At 63.4% G+C, this 17,555-nt stretch carries 14 protein-coding genes and 3 pseudogenes; 9 read left to right on the top strand and 8 right to left on the bottom strand.

Annotation, left to right across the window (positions count from 1 at the left end; genetic code table 11):
- The first annotated feature begins 78 nt into the window (after nucleotides 1–78).
- Nucleotides 79–1,932 carry a rhomboid family intramembrane serine protease gene (locus A6E15_RS09110; RefSeq protein WP_076145657.1) on the top strand — a complete coding sequence of 618 codons (1,854 nt, stop codon included), beginning with the start codon at nucleotides 79–81 and terminating at the stop codon, nucleotides 1,930–1,932.
- Between the two features lie 320 nt (nucleotides 1,933–2,252).
- Here the strand turns inward: A6E15_RS09110 and A6E15_RS09105 are convergent, their stop codons facing one another.
- Together A6E15_RS09105 and A6E15_RS09100 are read right to left on the bottom strand one after the other, a co-directional pair.
- Nucleotides 2,253–2,909 carry an METTL5 family protein gene (locus A6E15_RS09105; RefSeq protein WP_076145655.1) on the bottom strand — a complete coding sequence of 219 codons (657 nt, stop codon included), beginning with the start codon at nucleotides 2,907–2,909 and terminating at the stop codon, nucleotides 2,253–2,255.
- Entirely contained in the window at nucleotides 2,910–3,302 is a 393-nt protein-coding gene (locus tag A6E15_RS09100) for a hypothetical protein (RefSeq protein WP_076145653.1), read from the bottom strand.
- A gap of 193 nt (nucleotides 3,303–3,495) precedes the next feature.
- Here A6E15_RS09100 and A6E15_RS09095 point away from each other — a divergent pair, with 193 nt between their 5' ends.
- On the top strand, nucleotides 3,496–3,666 hold the full coding sequence (locus tag A6E15_RS09095; RefSeq protein ID WP_076145651.1) for a zinc finger domain-containing protein: 171 nt from the start codon (nucleotides 3,496–3,498) through the stop codon (nucleotides 3,664–3,666).
- 58 nt (nucleotides 3,667–3,724) lie between these two features.
- Here the strand turns inward: A6E15_RS09095 and A6E15_RS09090 are convergent, their stop codons facing one another.
- Together A6E15_RS09090 and A6E15_RS09085 are read right to left on the bottom strand one after the other, a co-directional pair.
- A complete protein-coding gene (locus tag A6E15_RS09090; protein WP_066298900.1) occupies nucleotides 3,725–4,762 on the bottom strand; it encodes a disk-shape morphogenesis protein volactin in 1,038 nt (345 codons plus the stop codon).
- Nucleotides 4,763–4,859: 97 nt separating this feature from the next.
- Entirely contained in the window at nucleotides 4,860–5,780 is a 921-nt protein-coding gene (locus A6E15_RS09085) for a DUF7139 domain-containing protein (RefSeq protein WP_076145649.1), read from the bottom strand.
- A 198-nt stretch (nucleotides 5,781–5,978) separates the two neighbouring features.
- On the opposite strand from A6E15_RS09085, the gene A6E15_RS09080 reads away from it, so the two are divergent.
- From A6E15_RS09080 to A6E15_RS09055, 5 genes are all read left to right on the top strand, one after another.
- Entirely contained in the window at nucleotides 5,979–6,557 is a 579-nt protein-coding gene (locus tag A6E15_RS09080) for a response regulator transcription factor (protein WP_076145648.1), read from the top strand.
- A gap of 52 nt (nucleotides 6,558–6,609) precedes the next feature.
- Complete coding sequence (dph2, locus tag A6E15_RS09075; RefSeq protein ID WP_076145646.1) at nucleotides 6,610–7,659, top strand: diphthamide biosynthesis enzyme Dph2; 1,050 nt, start codon at nucleotides 6,610–6,612, stop codon at nucleotides 7,657–7,659.
- Between the two features lie 640 nt (nucleotides 7,660–8,299).
- Entirely contained in the window at nucleotides 8,300–9,133 is an 834-nt protein-coding gene (locus tag A6E15_RS09065; protein ID WP_076145642.1) for an MBL fold metallo-hydrolase, read from the top strand.
- Between the two features lie 69 nt (nucleotides 9,134–9,202).
- The gene (locus tag A6E15_RS09060) at nucleotides 9,203–11,248 is read left to right on the top strand and encodes a prolipoprotein diacylglyceryl transferase (RefSeq protein ID WP_076145641.1); all 2,046 of its coding nucleotides are present in this window, start codon (nucleotides 9,203–9,205) and stop codon (nucleotides 11,246–11,248) included.
- Between the two features lie 60 nt (nucleotides 11,249–11,308).
- The gene (locus A6E15_RS09055; RefSeq protein ID WP_076145639.1) at nucleotides 11,309–12,235 is read left to right on the top strand and encodes a hypothetical protein; all 927 of its coding nucleotides are present in this window, start codon (nucleotides 11,309–11,311) and stop codon (nucleotides 12,233–12,235) included.
- A gap of 306 nt (nucleotides 12,236–12,541) precedes the next feature.
- Here A6E15_RS09055 and A6E15_RS09050 read toward each other — a convergent pair.
- Nucleotides 12,542–13,582, bottom strand: a pseudogene (locus tag A6E15_RS09050) (tyrosine-type recombinase/integrase); the annotation flags it as partial.
- Nucleotides 13,575–13,785 (bottom strand): annotated as a pseudogene (locus tag A6E15_RS21390) (DUF5805 domain-containing protein); the annotation flags it as partial. The pseudogenes A6E15_RS09050 and A6E15_RS21390, both read right to left, overlap by 8 nt.
- Nucleotides 13,786–14,015: 230 nt before the next feature.
- Between A6E15_RS21390 and A6E15_RS09040 the strand changes: the two are divergent.
- Nucleotides 14,016–14,417, top strand: coding sequence for a DUF5805 domain-containing protein (locus A6E15_RS09040; protein WP_076145637.1), 402 nt, complete (start codon nucleotides 14,016–14,018; stop codon nucleotides 14,415–14,417).
- Nucleotides 14,386–15,426 carry a tyrosine-type recombinase/integrase gene (locus A6E15_RS09035; protein WP_394329269.1) on the top strand — a complete coding sequence of 347 codons (1,041 nt, stop codon included), beginning with the start codon at nucleotides 14,386–14,388 and terminating at the stop codon, nucleotides 15,424–15,426. Before A6E15_RS09040 ends, A6E15_RS09035 begins: the two co-directional genes overlap by 32 nt.
- A gap of 603 nt (nucleotides 15,427–16,029) precedes the next feature.
- Here the strand turns inward: A6E15_RS09035 and A6E15_RS22035 are convergent.
- Together A6E15_RS22035 and A6E15_RS21875 are read right to left on the bottom strand one after the other, a co-directional pair.
- Nucleotides 16,030–16,272 carry a hypothetical protein gene (locus A6E15_RS22035; RefSeq protein ID WP_175607231.1) on the bottom strand — a complete coding sequence of 81 codons (243 nt, stop codon included), beginning with the start codon at nucleotides 16,270–16,272 and terminating at the stop codon, nucleotides 16,030–16,032.
- Between the two features lie 117 nt (nucleotides 16,273–16,389).
- A pseudogene (locus A6E15_RS21875) lies at nucleotides 16,390–17,532 on the bottom strand (NAD(P)/FAD-dependent oxidoreductase).
- Nucleotides 17,533–17,555: the final 23 nt, after the last annotated feature.

Raw genomic sequence — 17,555 nt, 5'->3', positions numbered from 1 at the left:
GCGGCCGGGTTCGGCCGACGCAACGCCGGCGGTTCGCCGAAGGCAAACCACTATAGGTCCCCGTTCGAACCACGCGACATGGTTTCGGTTGCGGCCCTGTTGACGGTCCTCGTCGCCGCGACGCTGCTCGGGTCGGTCGCGATCGTCAGGCGACTCCACCGGCCGGCACGACGCTGGCGCGACAGTCTCCGATCGCGGTTCGTCCTCGGCGTGCCGTGGGGCTCGCTGCTCGTGATCGCCGTCGTTCTCGTTGTCTACCTGTTCGTTCAGGACGGGAGCACGGACTTCGACGATCCGGTGACGATCCCCTTCCGGACGTGGTCGTACTTCTACCCGCTGGGGATGGTCACGGCGTCGTTCTCCCACGCGGGGCCGAGTCACCTGCTCGGCAATCTGGCCGGGACGGTCGTCGTCGCACCGCTCGCCGAGTACGCCTGGGGCCACTACCCGACCGGCGGCGACGTGGCGACCGACGGCGATGCGGGACGGCTCCGCTCGCTGTACGGCAACCCGCGAGTCCGGGCGTTCGTCTGCTTTCCGCTGGCCGTCGTCGCGGTCGGACTGACGACGAGTCTGTTCGCGCTCGGCCCCGTGATCGGCTTCTCGGGCGTGGTCTTCGCCTTCGCCGGCTTCGCCGTCGTCCACTACCCGATCGCGACGATCGTCGCCACGCTCGGCGTGCAGGGTGCCGTCTTGCGCCTGTACTCCGCGCTGCAGGATCCGATCTACGTCTACACCGCCCAGCCCAGTCCCCCGTCGGCACCGTCGTGGGCCGGCATCGCGATCCAGGGCCACGCACTGGGCCTCTTCGTCGGGTTCGTCCTCGGGATCGTCTTGCTCGAGCGACGGGGACGACGCCCCGACCCGCTGCGGCTCTGGCTGGCCGTCCTCCTGTTCGGGTTCGCAAAGCGGCTGTGGGCGATCTACTGGTTCGGCGGCGAGAACACGTATCTCCTCTATCAGGGACCGGGGGTCGTCGTCGTGGCCGTCCTCGCGCTGGTCGTCACCCTCGCGGTGACCGCCTCCGAGCGGCCGGCGATCCCGCGACGGCTCGCGACGGGACTCCCCGGATCATCGGTGGGCGCTTCCGAGGGAGACAGCGACCGCGCGACCGATCGGCCGCTCGAGCTGGCCCGCACCGACGACGGCGACGAGCGCCCCGTCAGCGACCGCCTCGAGCGGGTTCGCGAACTCGTCGGCGGTACCCGGGACCAGGCGGCTGACGGCGGTTCGCTGGCGGCGCTGTCCCGAAAGCAGGTCGCGTTCCTCGCGGTGATCGGCGTCCTCGCGCTGTTGGCCGGCGTCGCCGTCCCCGCCAACTTCCTCGTCGTCGAGGACGCGAGCGCGACCACGGAGACCGCAGTACAGATCGAGGATTACACCGTCGAGTACGTCGAGGGCGTTCCCAACGGGCTCGTCTCGGGGATCGGGATCGAGGCCATCGAGAGCGACGAGGGCCTCGAGGCGAGCGGGGTGATCGTCGCCAGCGAGCGCCGCGAGGTGTGGCTCGAGGCGGTCAGCGCCCAGCGACTCTCCGTTACCGGCGAGGAGACCGTCTCCGTCGGCGGAGCCGGCTGGCGGGAAACCGTCCACGTCGAACGAACCGGCTGGGAACCGGTCGGCAACGACACCGTCTATCAGGTCTGGCTCCGGCCCGAGGGCGGGGACCGCCGGCTCGCCCACGAGTCCAACGAGTCGCGGGCCGAAGCCCGAATCGCCGGGCAGAACGTGACGCTCGGCTCCGAGGACGGCGAGTTCGTCCTCGAGGTGACCGGAGAGGGAACGACTCCCGCCACGACGACGGTCCCGGCCGCGAACGAGACGGTAACGGCGGGCGGGCTGATCTTCGAGCGAGAGAGCGAAACGATCTACGCGGCCGCCGACGGAACGCGGGTCGCCATCGCCAGCGAGGAGACGTACAACGGCTATTGACCGGTCCACCGCGCGGTGGCGCGCGCTGTCCCGCGGTGAACCCGAGGCCGAACGGAGTGAGGCCTCTCATAGGCGAACCGCGCGACGGCTTCGTGCGAGGGATGAGCGAACGCCAACGGCGTGAGCGTTAGCGCGGGACCTGCGGTCCCGCGAACCATCCGAACGGCGCTTCGCGCCGTGAGGAGAAATCGGTTGGGGAGGGCGTAGCTACTCCGTGTTGCCAGTTTGAGAATCGTTTCCGGTTCCGGGCTCGGTATTTGCCGCCCGATCGACGGTTCACCCCCTCTCGTGGCAGCGGTAATTGCAGTCGAAGCGACCGATTATGCTCGAGGCGACCACTCGATCCGGAAGACCTCGGCCTCGAGCGTCGCCTCGGCGTCGGTGTGGAATTCGAACCGGTTGGGGATCGGAAATTCGGCCCGGAACGCGTGGGTCACCTCGCCGCCGGCGTCGGCGGCGTAGGACTCGACGAACTCCTGGCTCCCCTCGTTGTGGATCGTATAGGAGACCGCGGCGATCTCGCTGGCCGCCTCGAGAAACTCCCTGTCGGCGTGGCGGTTGCCCCGCTGGGCACCGAATGGCGGGTTCGAGAGGACCGTCGCCTCGGTCGTCGCGAACGGATGCCGGCTCACGTCTCCCCGGAGCCACTCGATGGCTCGATCACTGTCGCCGGCGGCCCCCTCGCCCTCGAGTGCGGTCCGTTCGTTCTCCCGTGCCAGCGCGAGCGCGTCCGGATCGACGTCGATCCCCGCGACCCGCTCCGCGCCGGCCAGCGACGCCGCGATCGCGAGCATCCCGGTCCCGGTCCCCAGATCGATCACCCGCCGCTCGAGGTCGTCCTGCAGTCCGGCGAGATGGCAGAGGTGGGCGGCCAATTCCGCCGGCGTCAGGTACTGCTCGAGGGCCGGCGAGGGGTCGGCGAAGTCCGCGATCGACTCGAGCCGACGGGCGAGGGTCCGGCGTGAGGGGCCGGCCATTTACGCCGCGAGCGAGAGCGAGCCCTCGAGGTCGAACGCGAGCCCCTCCCGATCGGCGCGTTCGGCACAGGCCGCGAGCGCGGGCCGGACCTTCTCCGGGTCGGCGACGTCGCCGACGCTGACGGTCACCGTGCCGACGCCGAGGAAGGAGCCGGCGCGGACGTAGCCCCGGATCCGGTCGACCTCCTCCTGGGTCGCCAGCGAACAGTCCGCGTCGAAACGCGCCTCGACGGTCAACTCCGCGGGGACCATCCCTTCGTCGGTCAAGTCGGCCTTGAGGTCTCGGAGGTACTCGGGAGCGGTCGACTCGAGGGCCGCAGCCTCGAGGGCGACGGGGGTCGCGTCGGCGGGCTGACAGCGTTCGATCGCGGGGTCGGGAGACGTCGTACTCATCGCTCACGAATACATGGCTTGCATACAAAAAGTTTGTTGAATACGCAGTAGTAATACACAGCCGCGGGCCGGTCCGGTATCGTCCCGGTGTGACGACGGCTGCGGACTCCGCCTCGAGCGGACAGACGCCTCAACGTTTCCGTTTCGCGAGAGGTTCGAATAGAGTTAAGGCCGAGCCGTGAAAGTATCAGACATGGACGACTGTCCGCGGTGTGGGGGAGCGATCGAGGAACTCTCGCTCGGCGACGCGTCCACGGTCACGTGTCCCCACTGTGGGTTCGCCGACGTTCCCGTCGAACACCAGCCGGTCGGCGAGGAGTCCGAGTCCTGGCGGGACGCGTTCAACCGCTTTTACGAGGAGTAGCGACTCGAGTCGAGACTACGCGATCGCGTCGCCGAAAAATCGAACGCCGAGTCCGGCGCTATTCGTTCGCGGCCGCCGCTTCCGCTTCCTCGTCGTCGCTGCCGCCGTCGTGATCGACGTCCTCGTCGGAGCGGGCCGCGACCAGGCCACCGCGAGCGACGCTGTACAGCGGTTCGTTCGCGTGGGTCACGCCGCTGATCGAGAACGGAATGTTCGCCTCCTCGAGGTGGTCTTTGAACAGGGCCTCGAAGCCGCTCGGGCTGGAGGTACCGCCGGTGACGACGACGGGGACGTCCAGTCCCTCCTCGACGTCTTCCTCGTCGACTTCCTTGACGATGTTCTCGATGACGTAGTCCAGCAGGTTCTCGTAGTAGATCGAGAGCGCCCCCTCGACGCCGCCCACGTCGGTCGTGAAGTCGAGTTCGAAGTCGTCTTCCTTGATCGAGGTGACCTTGTCGACGGGCGTGCCCGTCGCGCGGGCCGCCTGCTCGTCGACCCAGTCGCCACCGCGGGCCACCGAGAACTTCATGACCGGGACCGCGTAGTAGGCCAGGCAGACGTTCGTCATCCCGGCACCGAACGAGATCCCGAGGCCGGTGAAGTTGTTGTCCGCGAGTTCGGAGTAGATGACGGACATCCCCTCGTTGATGGGCTCGGCGTCGTAACCCATGTCGTCGAGGAACGACTCGATCGTCTTCTGGTGGTACAGCGTCGAGAGGTCGGAATCGATCGGATCCGCGGGCGTCGAGAAGTAAAGCTTCTCGTCCGGATACGCGGGCTCGCCGACGACCTGCTCGATGATGAGTTTCATCATCGGGATCGCGCTCTGCTCGTCGTTCGAGAGGATCCCGTGTTTCATCGGCCGACGAGTCTCCTTGTTGAAGATGTTCGCGAAGTTCAGGGCGTCGTCGCCGACGACGTAGACCTTGTCGTCCTTGCGAATGTGCAGTACTTCGCTTCGCGAGAGCATCTGCTCGGCCATGTCCGAGTACTCGATCTCGACGAAGGAGTTACGCTGTTGCACGAAAACCGTGTCGTTCCCATCCTGTTGTGCCGACAGGATGTTCATCGTACCGACGTCCAGGCCTTTGGCCATGTGTGGGCAAGGCCACCGACGGATTATAAATCTATGTGCATTAATTCCTCTCTTTACCGTTTCCGAAGTAAGAATTAATTACTGTCGTTCGGTCGCGTTAATCCCGTTTTACCAGCGAACGAACCCGATTCAGGAAGCCTGCGAAGGGTTTTCTGACGCGCTCGGTGGCGCTTTCCTCGTCGGCCGTTGCGAGTTCCTCCGCGCGTTGCTGTTCGCGCAGTTCCTTGAGCTTCGCCGTCTGGTCGTCGACCGTCGAACTCGAGGTGGTCTGTTTCGTCTCGCCGCCTTTCAGTCCCTTGAGGCCGGCTACCTGCTGGTCGACGCCCGAGGAGCGGGTCGTCGTCGTGCCGGCGTCGGTATCGACGCTGACCTCGTCGAAGTCGTCGCTCGAGAAGCTCAGTCGCTTGTGTTCGGTCTTCTCGACGCCGCCCCACGAGAGTTCGACGCCTTCCATCGCGTCGTCGATGTCCTGCTTGACCTGGTCGTCGGTCAGTTCGGGTTCGTCGTCGGTGTCTTCCTCGACCGCGACGGCCTCGGCCTGCTGTGCCATATCGAGGTAGTGGGCGATCAGGGCCGCCCCGGTCGAGGCGGTGATCGCCGCCAGCCCGACGGCGTAGGTGGCGATGATCGAGACGGTGTAGTCGTTGCCGTACCCGTTCCAGTCGCCGGGATAGGCCACGAGGAAGCCGACGGTCGCGGCGATCGTCACGGCGACGCCGGCGATCGACGCGTACTGCATCCGCCGTTCCGACGGCAACAGGACGACGATACCGAGCATCGTCACGGGCAGTGCCGACATCGCGAGCGCGTACGCCGGGCCGACCCACGCGAAGTAACCTGCGGTGCGGGCGTCGTAGGTGTTCCCCCACAAAAAAAGCAGCAGTCCGACGAGCGCGAGCGCGATCCCGCCCAGGAATAATCCGAACCCGACGTAGACGTCGGTCCGGTCTTCCGGTTCACCGATGTATCGACGATAGAGGTCGAAGAGATAGCCGTCTGTGGCCTGTTCCGCTGCCATTACCCCCCCTGTTTACGCTCCAGTACTATGACTGTTGGGACGGAAAACGAAGTCGATCTGGCTGCTGTCCCGGTAGATCTGCCGATACAACGCCTCTCGAGGGCATAACGATTGGATACACGCCGATACATGTATACTGTATTGGTTGTATCCATAGTTTGATATCCAAGCCGACAGCAGAGAGGTCTATCGAGAGTAATGACTGATGCAGAGCGAACCGTTCTCGTCGCGGACACCGACGCCGACGCGGTCGCCGAGTACCGCTCGTGGCTCACGGGGGAGTACCGGGTCGAGACGACGACTGATGGGACCGACGCGCTCGCGCGACTCGAGGCCGTCGATGTAGCCCTGATCGGACGGGGCCTGCGAACGGCCGATGGAACCGTCGTCGCGCGAGCCGTCGAGCGCAGGGGTGAGGGATACGCGATGGCGGTACTTCGCGGGGACGACGAGTCCGAACGCGACCGCACGGCAGCCGTCGCACTCACCGAACCGGTTTCGAACGCCGCGCTGTGCGAGACCGTCGATCGACTACTGCGTCGCGTCCGATACGACGAACTGATGGACGAATGCGCGGCTCTCGCGGCCGGCGACGCTCCCGAGGATACCGGGACCGGCATCGACCGAGACGTGTCGGAAGCGGACCGCCTCGAGGAACTGCTCGCGGCGGTCGACGCGTTGCGCGACGGCTTCGACGGCGAGGACTTCCGGGCCGCGTTCGGGACCTGCACGTACGGCGAGTCCGCTCGCGCCGAGGGGGTCCGCGAGCGGTCGTAACCGATGTGAGAAAAGCGTCGGCGTTATACGTTCGTGGGCGCAAGCAGTGCTAATGAGTCAGGAGTCGGAGTACACTGACGGGGACCTCCGGAACACCGGAATGCAGCTCAAGCACGACCGGGAGTGGGACTACGAACTCGAGACGATCGTCGACGCGATCGAGGAGCGAGACGCCACGAAGGTCGGCCTGCAGTTCCCCGAAGGACTGAAGCGTCGAGGCCCGTCCGTCGCCGACGACCTCCGGGAACTGGCCGACGACGACGTGACGTTCATGCTCTCGGGCCAGCCCTGTTACGGTGCCTGCGATCTCGACACCTATCTGATGAAACGCACCGACGTGTTCGTTCACTTCGGCCACTCGCCGATGAAGGACACGGACAAGGTGATCTACGTGCCGCTGTTCTCGAACGTCGAGGTGACGCCGATCATGGAGGACGCCCTCGACACGCTCGAGTCGCCCGAGGAGACCGAAGACGTCGGCCTCGTGACGACCGCCCAGCACATGAACCGCTACGAGGAGATGGCCGCGTTCCTGGAGGACCGTGGCTACGAGGTCCACAGCCGCCGCGGCGACGAGCGGCTAACTCACGAGGGGCAGGTGCTGGGCTGCAACTACGCGAGCGCGGACGTGCCCGCGGACCAGGTCCTTTACGTTGGCGGCGGCAAGTTCCACCCGCTGGGGCTGGCGATGGAGTATCCCGACAAGCACGTCGTCATCGCCGATCCCGTCAACAACGTCGTCACCGTCGCCGACACGGAGAAGTTCATGAAACAGCGCTACGGTGCCGTCCACCGCGCGATGGACGCCGAGAAATGGGGCGTCATCTTCTGTACCAAGATCGGCCAGGGTCGCTGGGAACAGGCCCAGGAGATCCTCGAGGACAACGACGACGCCTACCTCATCACGATGGACGAAGTGACGCCGGACCGCCTGCGGAACTTCGACATGGACGCGTTCGTCAACACCGGCTGTCCGCGGATCACGACCGACGACGGGCCGCAGTTCCACAAACCGATGCTCACGCCCGGCGAGTACGAGATCGCGGTCGGCAACAAGCCCCTGGACGAACTCTCCTTCGACACGTTCCACGGCACCTGGTAACGCTTTCCCGTCCCGCTCTCCCGTACGGCGTCGACGCGCCTCGGGCTCCTCTGACTATCTCCCTTCCCAAACATTCGTTTCGATAGTTTCGAAATATCTTGCTACGTTCTCGCTCAAATAACAGCTTTGTGTAGGACCTCCATCAAACTAGCCATACTCACGTACTGATTCCAAATCAGTCTGGAAGAGCCCGTTTGCACGTTGGTCTCCGACCGGTAGTCGACGAGTAACTCTGCCTCGAGCGGATCCGCGGCCGCCGTTCGCGACGATCGCTTCGCCGTCCTCGCCGACGACCGTCGACGAACCGTCTGCCGGCTCGTTCGCGATCGATCCCCGGCTGGAATCGGGAAAGACGATCTTGCGCGCGAGTTCGCGGCGGTAACCGACGATAAACGCCCCGTCGACGTCTCGACCGACGACCACCGGCGGGCGCTCGTCGAATCCACCACGACCTGCTTCCGCGGCTGACGGACGCGGTGCTGCTCGAGGCGGTCGGCAACGGCGTTCGGGTCTCCGACGAGCGGCCGCTGGACGTCGCCGAGTTCACCGAAGCGCTCTCGGGGTCGAACCCGATCCGATAGCGGCCGCTCCCTCGGCCGAGACGACAACACTTACCGGGTCGCTGCCCGCACCCTCGAGTATGATCGAGAGCGACTGGGACGACTGGCTCGTTCGCGACGTCGCGGAGGCCGACCCAGACGGCGTGGCGATCTGGTATCTCGGCTGTAACGGCTTCGTTCTGAAAGGCAGCGAGGGAACGACGGTCTTCATCGATCCCTACCTCGGCCTTGGCGATCCGCCGCGGACGATCCGGATGATTCCGGTCCCGTTCGACCCCGCGGACGTCGCGGCCGCCGACGCCGTCCTCGCGACCCACGAACACACGGATCACGTTCACGGGCCGAGCCAGGCCCCGGTCCTCGAGACAACGGGTGCGACCTTCTACGGACCCGACGACAGCGTCGCCGTCGCCCGCGAGGAAGAGGCCTGGACGGACGAGTGGGCCGTTTCGGACGAGCAATTGACCGAGGTCACAGAGGATGACACGCTCGAGATCGGCGAGTTTACCGTCCACGTCGAGGTCGCCAACGACCCCGACGCGACCCACCCCGTGAGCTACGTGATCGACCACGACGCGGGCACGTTCTTCCACGGCGGCGATACGAAACCCACCGACGAGTTCGAACGCCTCGGCGACGAGTACGAGATCGACCTCGCGGCGCTCGCCTTCGGCACGGTCGGGCGGATCCCGGACAAGCAGACGCGCGAGCCGAAGCGGACCCGCTGGTACAACGACGAAAACCAGCTCATCGAATGCGCCGCCGCCATCGACGCCGATCGGCTGCTCCCGAGCCACTGGGACATGTGGAAGGGGCTGACCGCCGACCCGACGACGCTGCACCACCACGCGCGGAGCTTCGACTCCCCGCAGGACCTCGAGATCGTCGAGATCGGTGACCGCGTCGACCTCTAAGCGCCGGCGGAACCGACCGTCGGCCCGTCCGCACGTTTTATAATAATGGTATAGTAACGTTGGTCCCATATGAGTAGCACCGCCGATACGGACGACGTGATCGAGGTCAGTGCTGACGGTGTAACCGTCCGGAAGACGTTCGCAGCGGACGAGTTCCCCGTCCCCGCGATCCGGTTCGAGATCGAATCGAACCGCGACGAGCCGATCACGTTCCAACTCTCCGAGGACATCCCCGAATCGTTCCCGATGGACAAAGTCGGGTTCCACCCCGACTACCACAGCGACGACTGGACCGCCTATCAGGACCACCACGTCGAGTTCACGGCCACCCTCGAGCCCGACGAAACGCTCCTGACAGTCTATGGTATCCAACTCGAGGACGAGAGCCGCGCGACGGCGTTTCTCGGGGAGCCCACGATCGTCGATCTCAGCACCCACGACAACGACGACGCCGCGGCCGACGAGGTCGACGACGAAGTCATCGGCAACATCGTCTCGGAGGACCGAAATCAGGCCGTCAAAGACATGATATCCGGCGAGTCCGACTCGATGCCGGGACTCGAAGACGAGGACGACGAGACGACCACAGCAGCCGCCGAAACCGACACCGAACCCGCCGACGACGAGGATCCGGCCGACGATTCGGCGGGGCTGGACCTCGACCTCGAGAACGTCGACCCCGAGCCGGACGCGGCCGCCGCGGACGACGACGAGGACGAGACGGAGGACACGCCGGATATCGATCTCGGCTTCGACGACGAGGAGATCCCCGAGCCCGACGACGGGACGGCTGTGGACGACGATTCCGGCCTCTCAATCGGGGCCGACGACGACGGCGGAATCGAGATCGAGACCGATGACGACCCCGAGATCGACGTCGAGATAGACGAAGACGACGCGGCGGCGGACGAGCCGGACGAGCCCAGCGTCGACCTCGATCTCGGCGACGGGACCGACGAATCGAGTTCCGCGAACGACGGGGCTGCGACCGAAGCGGCTACCGAAACCGACGACGACACGGCCGACGACTCCGGGATCGACCTCGACATCGACGACGACACGGCCGACGAGTTCGATTCCGACGACACGGCAGATGAGGCCGATGCCGAACTGTCCGAACCCGACGAGACGTCGGGTGACGACGTCGACGCAGCCACGACGGACGCCGAGGAAGCCGACGATGCGCTCGAGGCGTCGACGGAATCCGACGCGAAAGCGGACACCGAAGCGGCCGACGACGACTTCGTCACTGAGCCCGGCGACGACGCTGAATCCCAGCCCGAACCCGGGGTCGAATCCGAACCGGCAGCCGACGAGCCCGACGTGACGGCCGACACCGAGGACGAGCCGCCGGTCGACGACGCCGCCGCGACGGCCGACGCGGCCCCGAACCCGGCACCCGAGTTCACCGGCTCCGTCGCCACCCGACTCGCAACCGAGATCCGCGAGGGCACCGTCGACGACGACGACCTCGAGGCGATCCGGGTCGAACTCGACGTCGAGCCCACCGGTGCCGAGGTCGCGAAGATCGATCACCTCCAGTCCCGCGTCGAGGAAGTGGCCGCCTACACCGACGCCCTCGAGACGTTCCTCGAGGAGAACGGGACGGGGGCACAGCTCATCGAGGACCTCCAGTCCGATCTCGAAGCGCTGGAAGCCGAGATCGAGTCGGTCGACGACCGACTCGAGGGGACGACCACGCAGGTCGACGAGGTCGCCGCGGACGTCGACGATCTCAGCGACTGGAACAGCGACCTCCAGTCGGAGCTGACCGCCGTCGAGGACGACGTCGAGGACCTCGAGGCCGGCCTCGCGGACGTGGAAGCCGATGTCGAGTCGGTCGACGACGAGGTCGAGACGGTCGCGGACGATCTCGAAGCCGTGGAAGCCGATGTCGACTCCGTCGAGGACGACGTGGAATCCGTCGAAGACGATGTCGACGATCTTGGAGACGACGTTGACGAGGTCGAGGCTGACGTCGAGTCCGTCGAAGACGACGTCGAGGACCTCGAGGACGACATCGAGACGGTCGAGAGCGATCTCGAGGCGGTGCGCGCGGACGTGACCGATATTCAGGAGTGGCGCGACCAGCTCGGGTCGATGTTCTCGGACTGACGGCGTCGAATCGCGCGGGAAACACAACTCGTTTATCCGTCGCCGGTCGACAGTCGCTCGATGGGCGAGACGATACCGATCGCTGTGCCGCGAAAGGGACGACCGCTCGAGTCGGTACTCGACCGGCTGGCCGACCGGCTCGACGTCCCCGCCCTCGCGGACGATATCACGTCGACGCTTCGCCACGAAAAGGCGCTCACGAAGGGGACGATCGACCCCGACGAGGAGGACGTTTACCATCGTCTCGCCGCCTACAGCGCCGTCGACGATCCGACCGCGCCCGAGTACACGCTCTTGCGCGACGATCGCGCCGGTAAGCCCCGCCGGATCGTCTTCGACAGCGTCACGATCCCTTTGACCGACGTCGAGGGCGCACCCGACGGTGCGGCGATCCAGCTCGTGGGTCGCGAGGAGCCGTTTCGCTCTCTGCGGACCCACGAGTTCGCCCTCGGGTTCGACAGTGCCGATCTGGTTCTCGAGGAGGTCGTCGAACTCCGCCCGGAGCCGCTGAACCGGATCGCCGACGTCAACGCTCGAATTAACCCCTCGGATACCGACGTACAGGTCGTCACCGGGATGGGCGACACCGTCTATCACACGCTGCTCGCGACGCCCCAGGTCGCGCCCTCGAACGGCTCGCTCGACGGGGACTTCCTCGAGCGCTACGAGGGCCCGCTCTGTATCGAACCGCGGTACGAACGGCTCGTTCAGGCAGTGCTGGGAACGCGGGCACTCGAGGGGATCGAGTTTCGCTACCCCGAGGAGGGCCGCGAGGAAGAGGCCGCCATCGCCGAGACGGGCCTCGGCGTCTACCTGACCGTGACCGGCTCGACCGCACGCGATCACGGCCTCCTGCTCGGCGAGCAACTGTTCCCCAGCGAGACCGTGTTGCTCGAAAACACCGCGGAGACGACCGAAACGGTCGAATTCGTCCGGTCGCTGTTGGACGGCGGCGACCTCGAGACGGAACTCACCGTGGGTCGATAAGACGGGTTTCCGTCACCGTTCCCGGCCCCGACCGGAGATTGCTCGAGCCGTCACCACACCCAACAGTCTCGGTTCGGTGTGGACCGCCTGTTCGGCCCGTGAGCGGGTCGTCAGTTCGATCGAGATGACACCGAGTTGGTATAGCTGTATATAGTTTATGTGGAGGTTGCCAGACACGCATCTTGAGTCGGATCGTAGTAAATCCACTCAGGGAAGTGGGGACTCGAGCGAAAACGGGTACTGGTCTATCCGTCGCGACTGCCGGGTCGGCCCCTCCGAAACGGCAGTAGCCGCTCGCAGTCGCTCCGTCACCGTGTAGATACTGCCGAGGTACGTCTCTCGAACCCGATCCCCCCAGTTGTGGGTGTAAGTGTCGATCACGTCGCCGGCGACGTCGCCCCGAAGGTACTGGACGGTCCCGCGATCGCCGGTCCGGTCCCGCAGATGGGTGGTGAAGAAGTGCCGGAAGTAATGTGGCGTCACGTTCTCCGTCGTTCCGCCGCCGGTGCGGTACCAGCCCCGTTCTCGAGCGTGTTTCTCGACGATATAGCGGACGTCCGACGGCGTGAGCTGTTGGCCCCAGGAATCGCGCGTGTCGAGAAAGAGCGGCCGTGCCGGCGAGACCGCGTCCGGCCGGATCGCCAGCCACTCGCAGAGCACCCGGCGAAGTTCCTCGTCGACGGGGACGACCGTCTCGCGCTTTCGCTTGTTCGAAGCCGTCCGCTCCTCGCCGTTGACCGTGGTGTCGCGGGCCGACTCCGACGACACGAACAGCGACGACGGTCGCTGCTCGAGGCCGACTCGCGAGATCCACTCGAGGGCGATTCCGGGCGTCTCGAGGTGGAGGTCCCGCAGGTCGAGGTTGCACAGTTCGCCGACACGCATCCCGGTCTTCAAGAGCGTGACGACGACGGCCCGCTCGAGCGGATGGGCAATCTCGGCGACGAACGATCGCATTTCGGCGACCGAGACGTCCCGACGAGAGGGGTTCGTCTCGATCGACTCGGACAACTCCTCCGTGACCAGTGCCATCGGGTTGTCCTCGAAGACGTCGACACGGGCCATGTACTGGTAAAACCGGTTGAGATAGGAGGCGTAGGTCGCGATCGTACTGGACTCGAACGCGCCGCGCAGCGAGTGGATCCAGGCCATACACTCCCGACCGCCCCGGCGCGCCGATCGCATCGATATCGAACCGCTCAGCGAGAAAGGACTCGAACCGTCGCAACACCCGCTCGTAGGCTTCAGGGTGCGCTCGCTCTTGCCGTGGTACCGTTGGTCGTCGAGGAAGTACGCGATTGGGTCCGTCACGTCCCCCGGTGCGTCGGGCGCGGGTTCGGTCGCCATCGCCACCACCCTCGACGACGGCGTACCCGCCGTGGCGGCCGCTGTATCGAATCCGGGTGTCCGCTTGCAACTCCTCGAGGATCTCGTCTCAGACACGACTCGATGTCGTCGGCGACCGCCTCGAGCAACTCGTCCCAGGGGTACGTGTCGGATTGCAGCAATTCGAGGGCCCGCATCTCGAGGCCGTTACCCCAGGGGTCAGAGCTGAGAAACCTGGTTGCGATTCCGATGTCTTTGCCGCTGACCTCTGGAGTCGATCCGACCCTCGAGTAATATTATTTGTGTATCCATTACCATTCACTGTCCGCTAGTAGTCCCATATATACAACTAAGTTCCAAAGATCGGCGCTTTGACGGTAATGGACGCACAAATAAACATCCTTATTTGTGAATGTGGGATAGATTGAAGTGACAGCGATTCGATCTCGAGCGTATGGCAGACGACGATCGAACTGCAGTGAAAACGTACGTTCCACGATACCAAAAGGAGGAATGGGCCGACCACGCCGACGAACTCGACATGAGTCAAAGTGAATTCGTCCGGACGATGGTGCAAGCGGGTCGGCGCGATTTCGATGTTCCGTCGTCAAATGCTATCGATACCGGGACGGAAGCAGGGGACCAAACCCGAACACGGACGGATACCGACGATCTGCAGGAACGGGTCCTCGCAGCGATCGACCGGGAAGCGGTCCTCGACTGGGACGAGTTAGTAGATGAGCTGATCGACGATATCGAGAACGAAGTCGATACTGCATTAGGCGAGCTTCAGGACAAAAATCACATCCGGTACAGCGGGCGGGATGGCGGTTACGTTCGGGTTAAAAATGACTGACAGGTCCGAATCGATCGAATATTTCCTCGAGGATATCGAACACCACGGTCGTAACGACCGGACCGCGGCGGCCTATCGGCGCGTCCTCTTCGAATTCGATGATTTTCTCGACGAGCGGTTCGGCAAAGCACCGGCTGAGGCGAGTTACAGGGACTGTATGTCCTTCACACACGACCTGCGTTCGGAATACGCCGAAAGCACCGTTGCGAGCTATGCGTCGTACTTGAACCGGTTCTACGGCTATCTCGTACGGGTTGGACGACACGATGAGAACCCGATGGAGCTTGTACTGGAGGAGATGTCCGAATCGATCGAATCGAACCCCTCCCGTCGGGACGTTTCGCTCGAGGAGATGCGTAATTTCGTCGCAACTATCCATCATCCGCTTCATCGAGCGATCATACTAACGATGTTGAAAACGGGGATACGATCCGGCGAACTCTGCAACATCGACCTGATCGATTTGCATCTCGATCACGAGGCGAGATCATGGAACCCACGGGCACAGATCAGTGATGAATCGAACTCACTGTATATCTCCGCTGAACACACGTACGCCGAAGAATCCGGGGGAATAGTCCGGACTGAATCAAATAAACGTAAACGAGAAACGATCATTCCGATCGACTCCGAACTCGAAACTGCGCTAGTTCGATGGCTTGCAATCCGACCGGAGGCGATGTCTCGGAGTGAGCCGCTGTTCGTCGGAACCGTCGAACGGTGGGGAAAGCGACTCACAATCGATACGGTCCATCATATCGTCGAACAGTATACGAGAGACTACGGCTGGTTCCGCACCGGTGGTGGTGCAGCAGAAAACGTGACACCGCACTATTTTCGGCACTTCTTCACCACCCATCTGCGGGACCGGACCGGTGACCGTGGGGTAGTTAAATATCTACGCGGGGACGTGGCAAGTGACATAATCGACACCTACACCCACAACTGGGGGGATCGGGTTCGCGAAACGTATCTCGATCGAATTTATTCGCTCACGGACCATCGCTGAATAGTCGGAAGATAGACGTCAGGTAACCGGACTCGAGAGTAAATAAATCGATCTCCGAACGATCGATCGACCGAGACTGTAGTCACGATGCTGTGGTCGGCCCTGAAAGCGCTCTTCGAAGAAATATCGCAACTGGAGTGATGTTCTCTATCGTATAGTAGCCGCTGAAACGAGTTACACACTGATCGCAACGCTGTCGTGCGATCGGTGTATGAATCGTTTTAATTGGAAGTACCGTTGGTTGTTTTGAGAAAGACAACCGTTTTCTCGCCCTATCGTCTCGAATATGGCGGGCAGTCGAGAGTTGAATTCGGTTTTTCCAGTTTCCCTTCGTCTCGAGAAAGAGGGCGTTCGTCTGGTCGGGTCAGGACGGATCTCGATCCATGCATTCCTATGAAGGCGTATTACAACTATCTATCTTATTATATTACTTTATTTATATTACTACATGGTGCATTAAATAGTATTACCGGTGGTTAGACGGCACCACGACGATTATTCAAATGGTATAAATCGAATACCGCTATATGGATCTAACGAAGGGTAAGATACACGGTTGGAGAGCGTTCGTATTCACCAGTCAATTGGATCTGCACCAGCAAATCAACTGCGTGCCAAAGCGAGTACAGGAGACACGCGAACGCGAAGTAGAGGAACGCAGGCCAAAATTCTTCGAGTCGTCTCGTGCCATGCGTTCTTCCCGGGATGGAGTTTCCGGTCGGTTTCGTCGGTCGCGATCCCGTCGACGGCCTCTCCGAGCGTCGCCGACGTGGCTCCGAGTTGTTCGACCATCTGGTCGTCGAGAGCCGCCGCTTCAAGCTCCGTCGTGTCGAGGAGTTGATTCAACAATCCGATCCATTAGATAAGCGCAGCGACCTCCTCGGGGTTCTCCTCGATGGCCTCGACGGTGGCCTCGTCCGCTTCCTCGTCGCCGGTGAGAGTCGAGTCCGTCATTCGATCACCTCAGAGAAGCCCCCGTGCCGTCAGCCAATAGGACTCGTTGTACGCCAGCTTCGCCCAGTGGATGAACTGCGAGGGCTCGCGGACCACCGACTCCTCTCCGTAGCCGAATTTGACGAACGTCGCTTCCTCGAGTCCCGCCTCCACGAAACACAGCGTCTTACCGTCGTACCTGGCTGTGGGTGTGTGTCCCCGGGCTTCGCTCGCAAGTCGGTCGGCGACGACGCCGGCTTGATAGTGAGCGGCACTGCCGGCTTTACTCGTTTGGACGTCCGTCGCATCTCCCAACGCGTAGACGTCGTCGGCTCGGGTAACTTCCAGTGTGTGCTGGTCTACTTCAATCCACTCCTCCCCGAGGTCTGATTGGCTGATCAGGTCGTCGCCGGCGTGTGGAGGGATTCCGACGGAGAGGTCGTGCTCGAGCGTCCGGTCGTCCGTCGTCGTGACCGTCTCCGCGCCGACGGATTCGACTTCGAACGGCGTTTCGAGATTGATCTCACGGTCGTCGAATACGGGTGTGACCCAGTCAGCGATCGCCTGTTTGGCGCGTGCGGATTCGAGCGGATAGGTGTACGTGATCTCGATATCCTCGCGATAGCCCCGTTTTCTAAACCACTCGTCGGCGATGAAGACGAACTCGATCGGCGCCGCTGGACACATCTGCGGCATCCCGATAGTGCTCGACACGATGTGTCCCTCGGTGAAGCTGGCGAGTTCCTCGCGCAGCGCCTCGGCGCCGGACGCACTGTAGAAGTGGTAGCCGTTGTCGGCGAGCCCGTCGATCGACTCCGGATCAAGTGTTGCTCCGTTGCGACGACGAGTTTGTCGTAGCGTAGTGGTTCGTTCCGTTCCTCACAGACCACTTGGTGAGCGTCGGTCTCGATGTCGGTAACCGCGATCAGTCTGGAGGTTTACACGCTGATCGAGCAGTTCCTGATGGGGACGTCGACTATCGGCCGGATCCTTCCGATTGAACGCCACGTACAGGAATATTGGCTTGTACACGTGCTCGGGACTGTCGGTGACGAGCGTCACCTCGGCGTCTCCAGCGTCGATTTCGCCTCGCAATTTGTCAGCGAGTCGATTGGCGACGACGGTGCCGCCGGTTCCGCCTCCGACGACGATGCGGGTGGGTCGAGTACTCATTATCGTCCATACCTCGATCGAAT

The organism is Natrinema saccharevitans (assembly GCF_001953745.1).
In the GTDB taxonomy this organism is placed as follows: domain Archaea; phylum Halobacteriota; class Halobacteria; order Halobacteriales; family Natrialbaceae; genus Natrinema; species Natrinema saccharevitans.
This window is presented reverse-complemented; position numbering and strand designations above follow the sequence as displayed.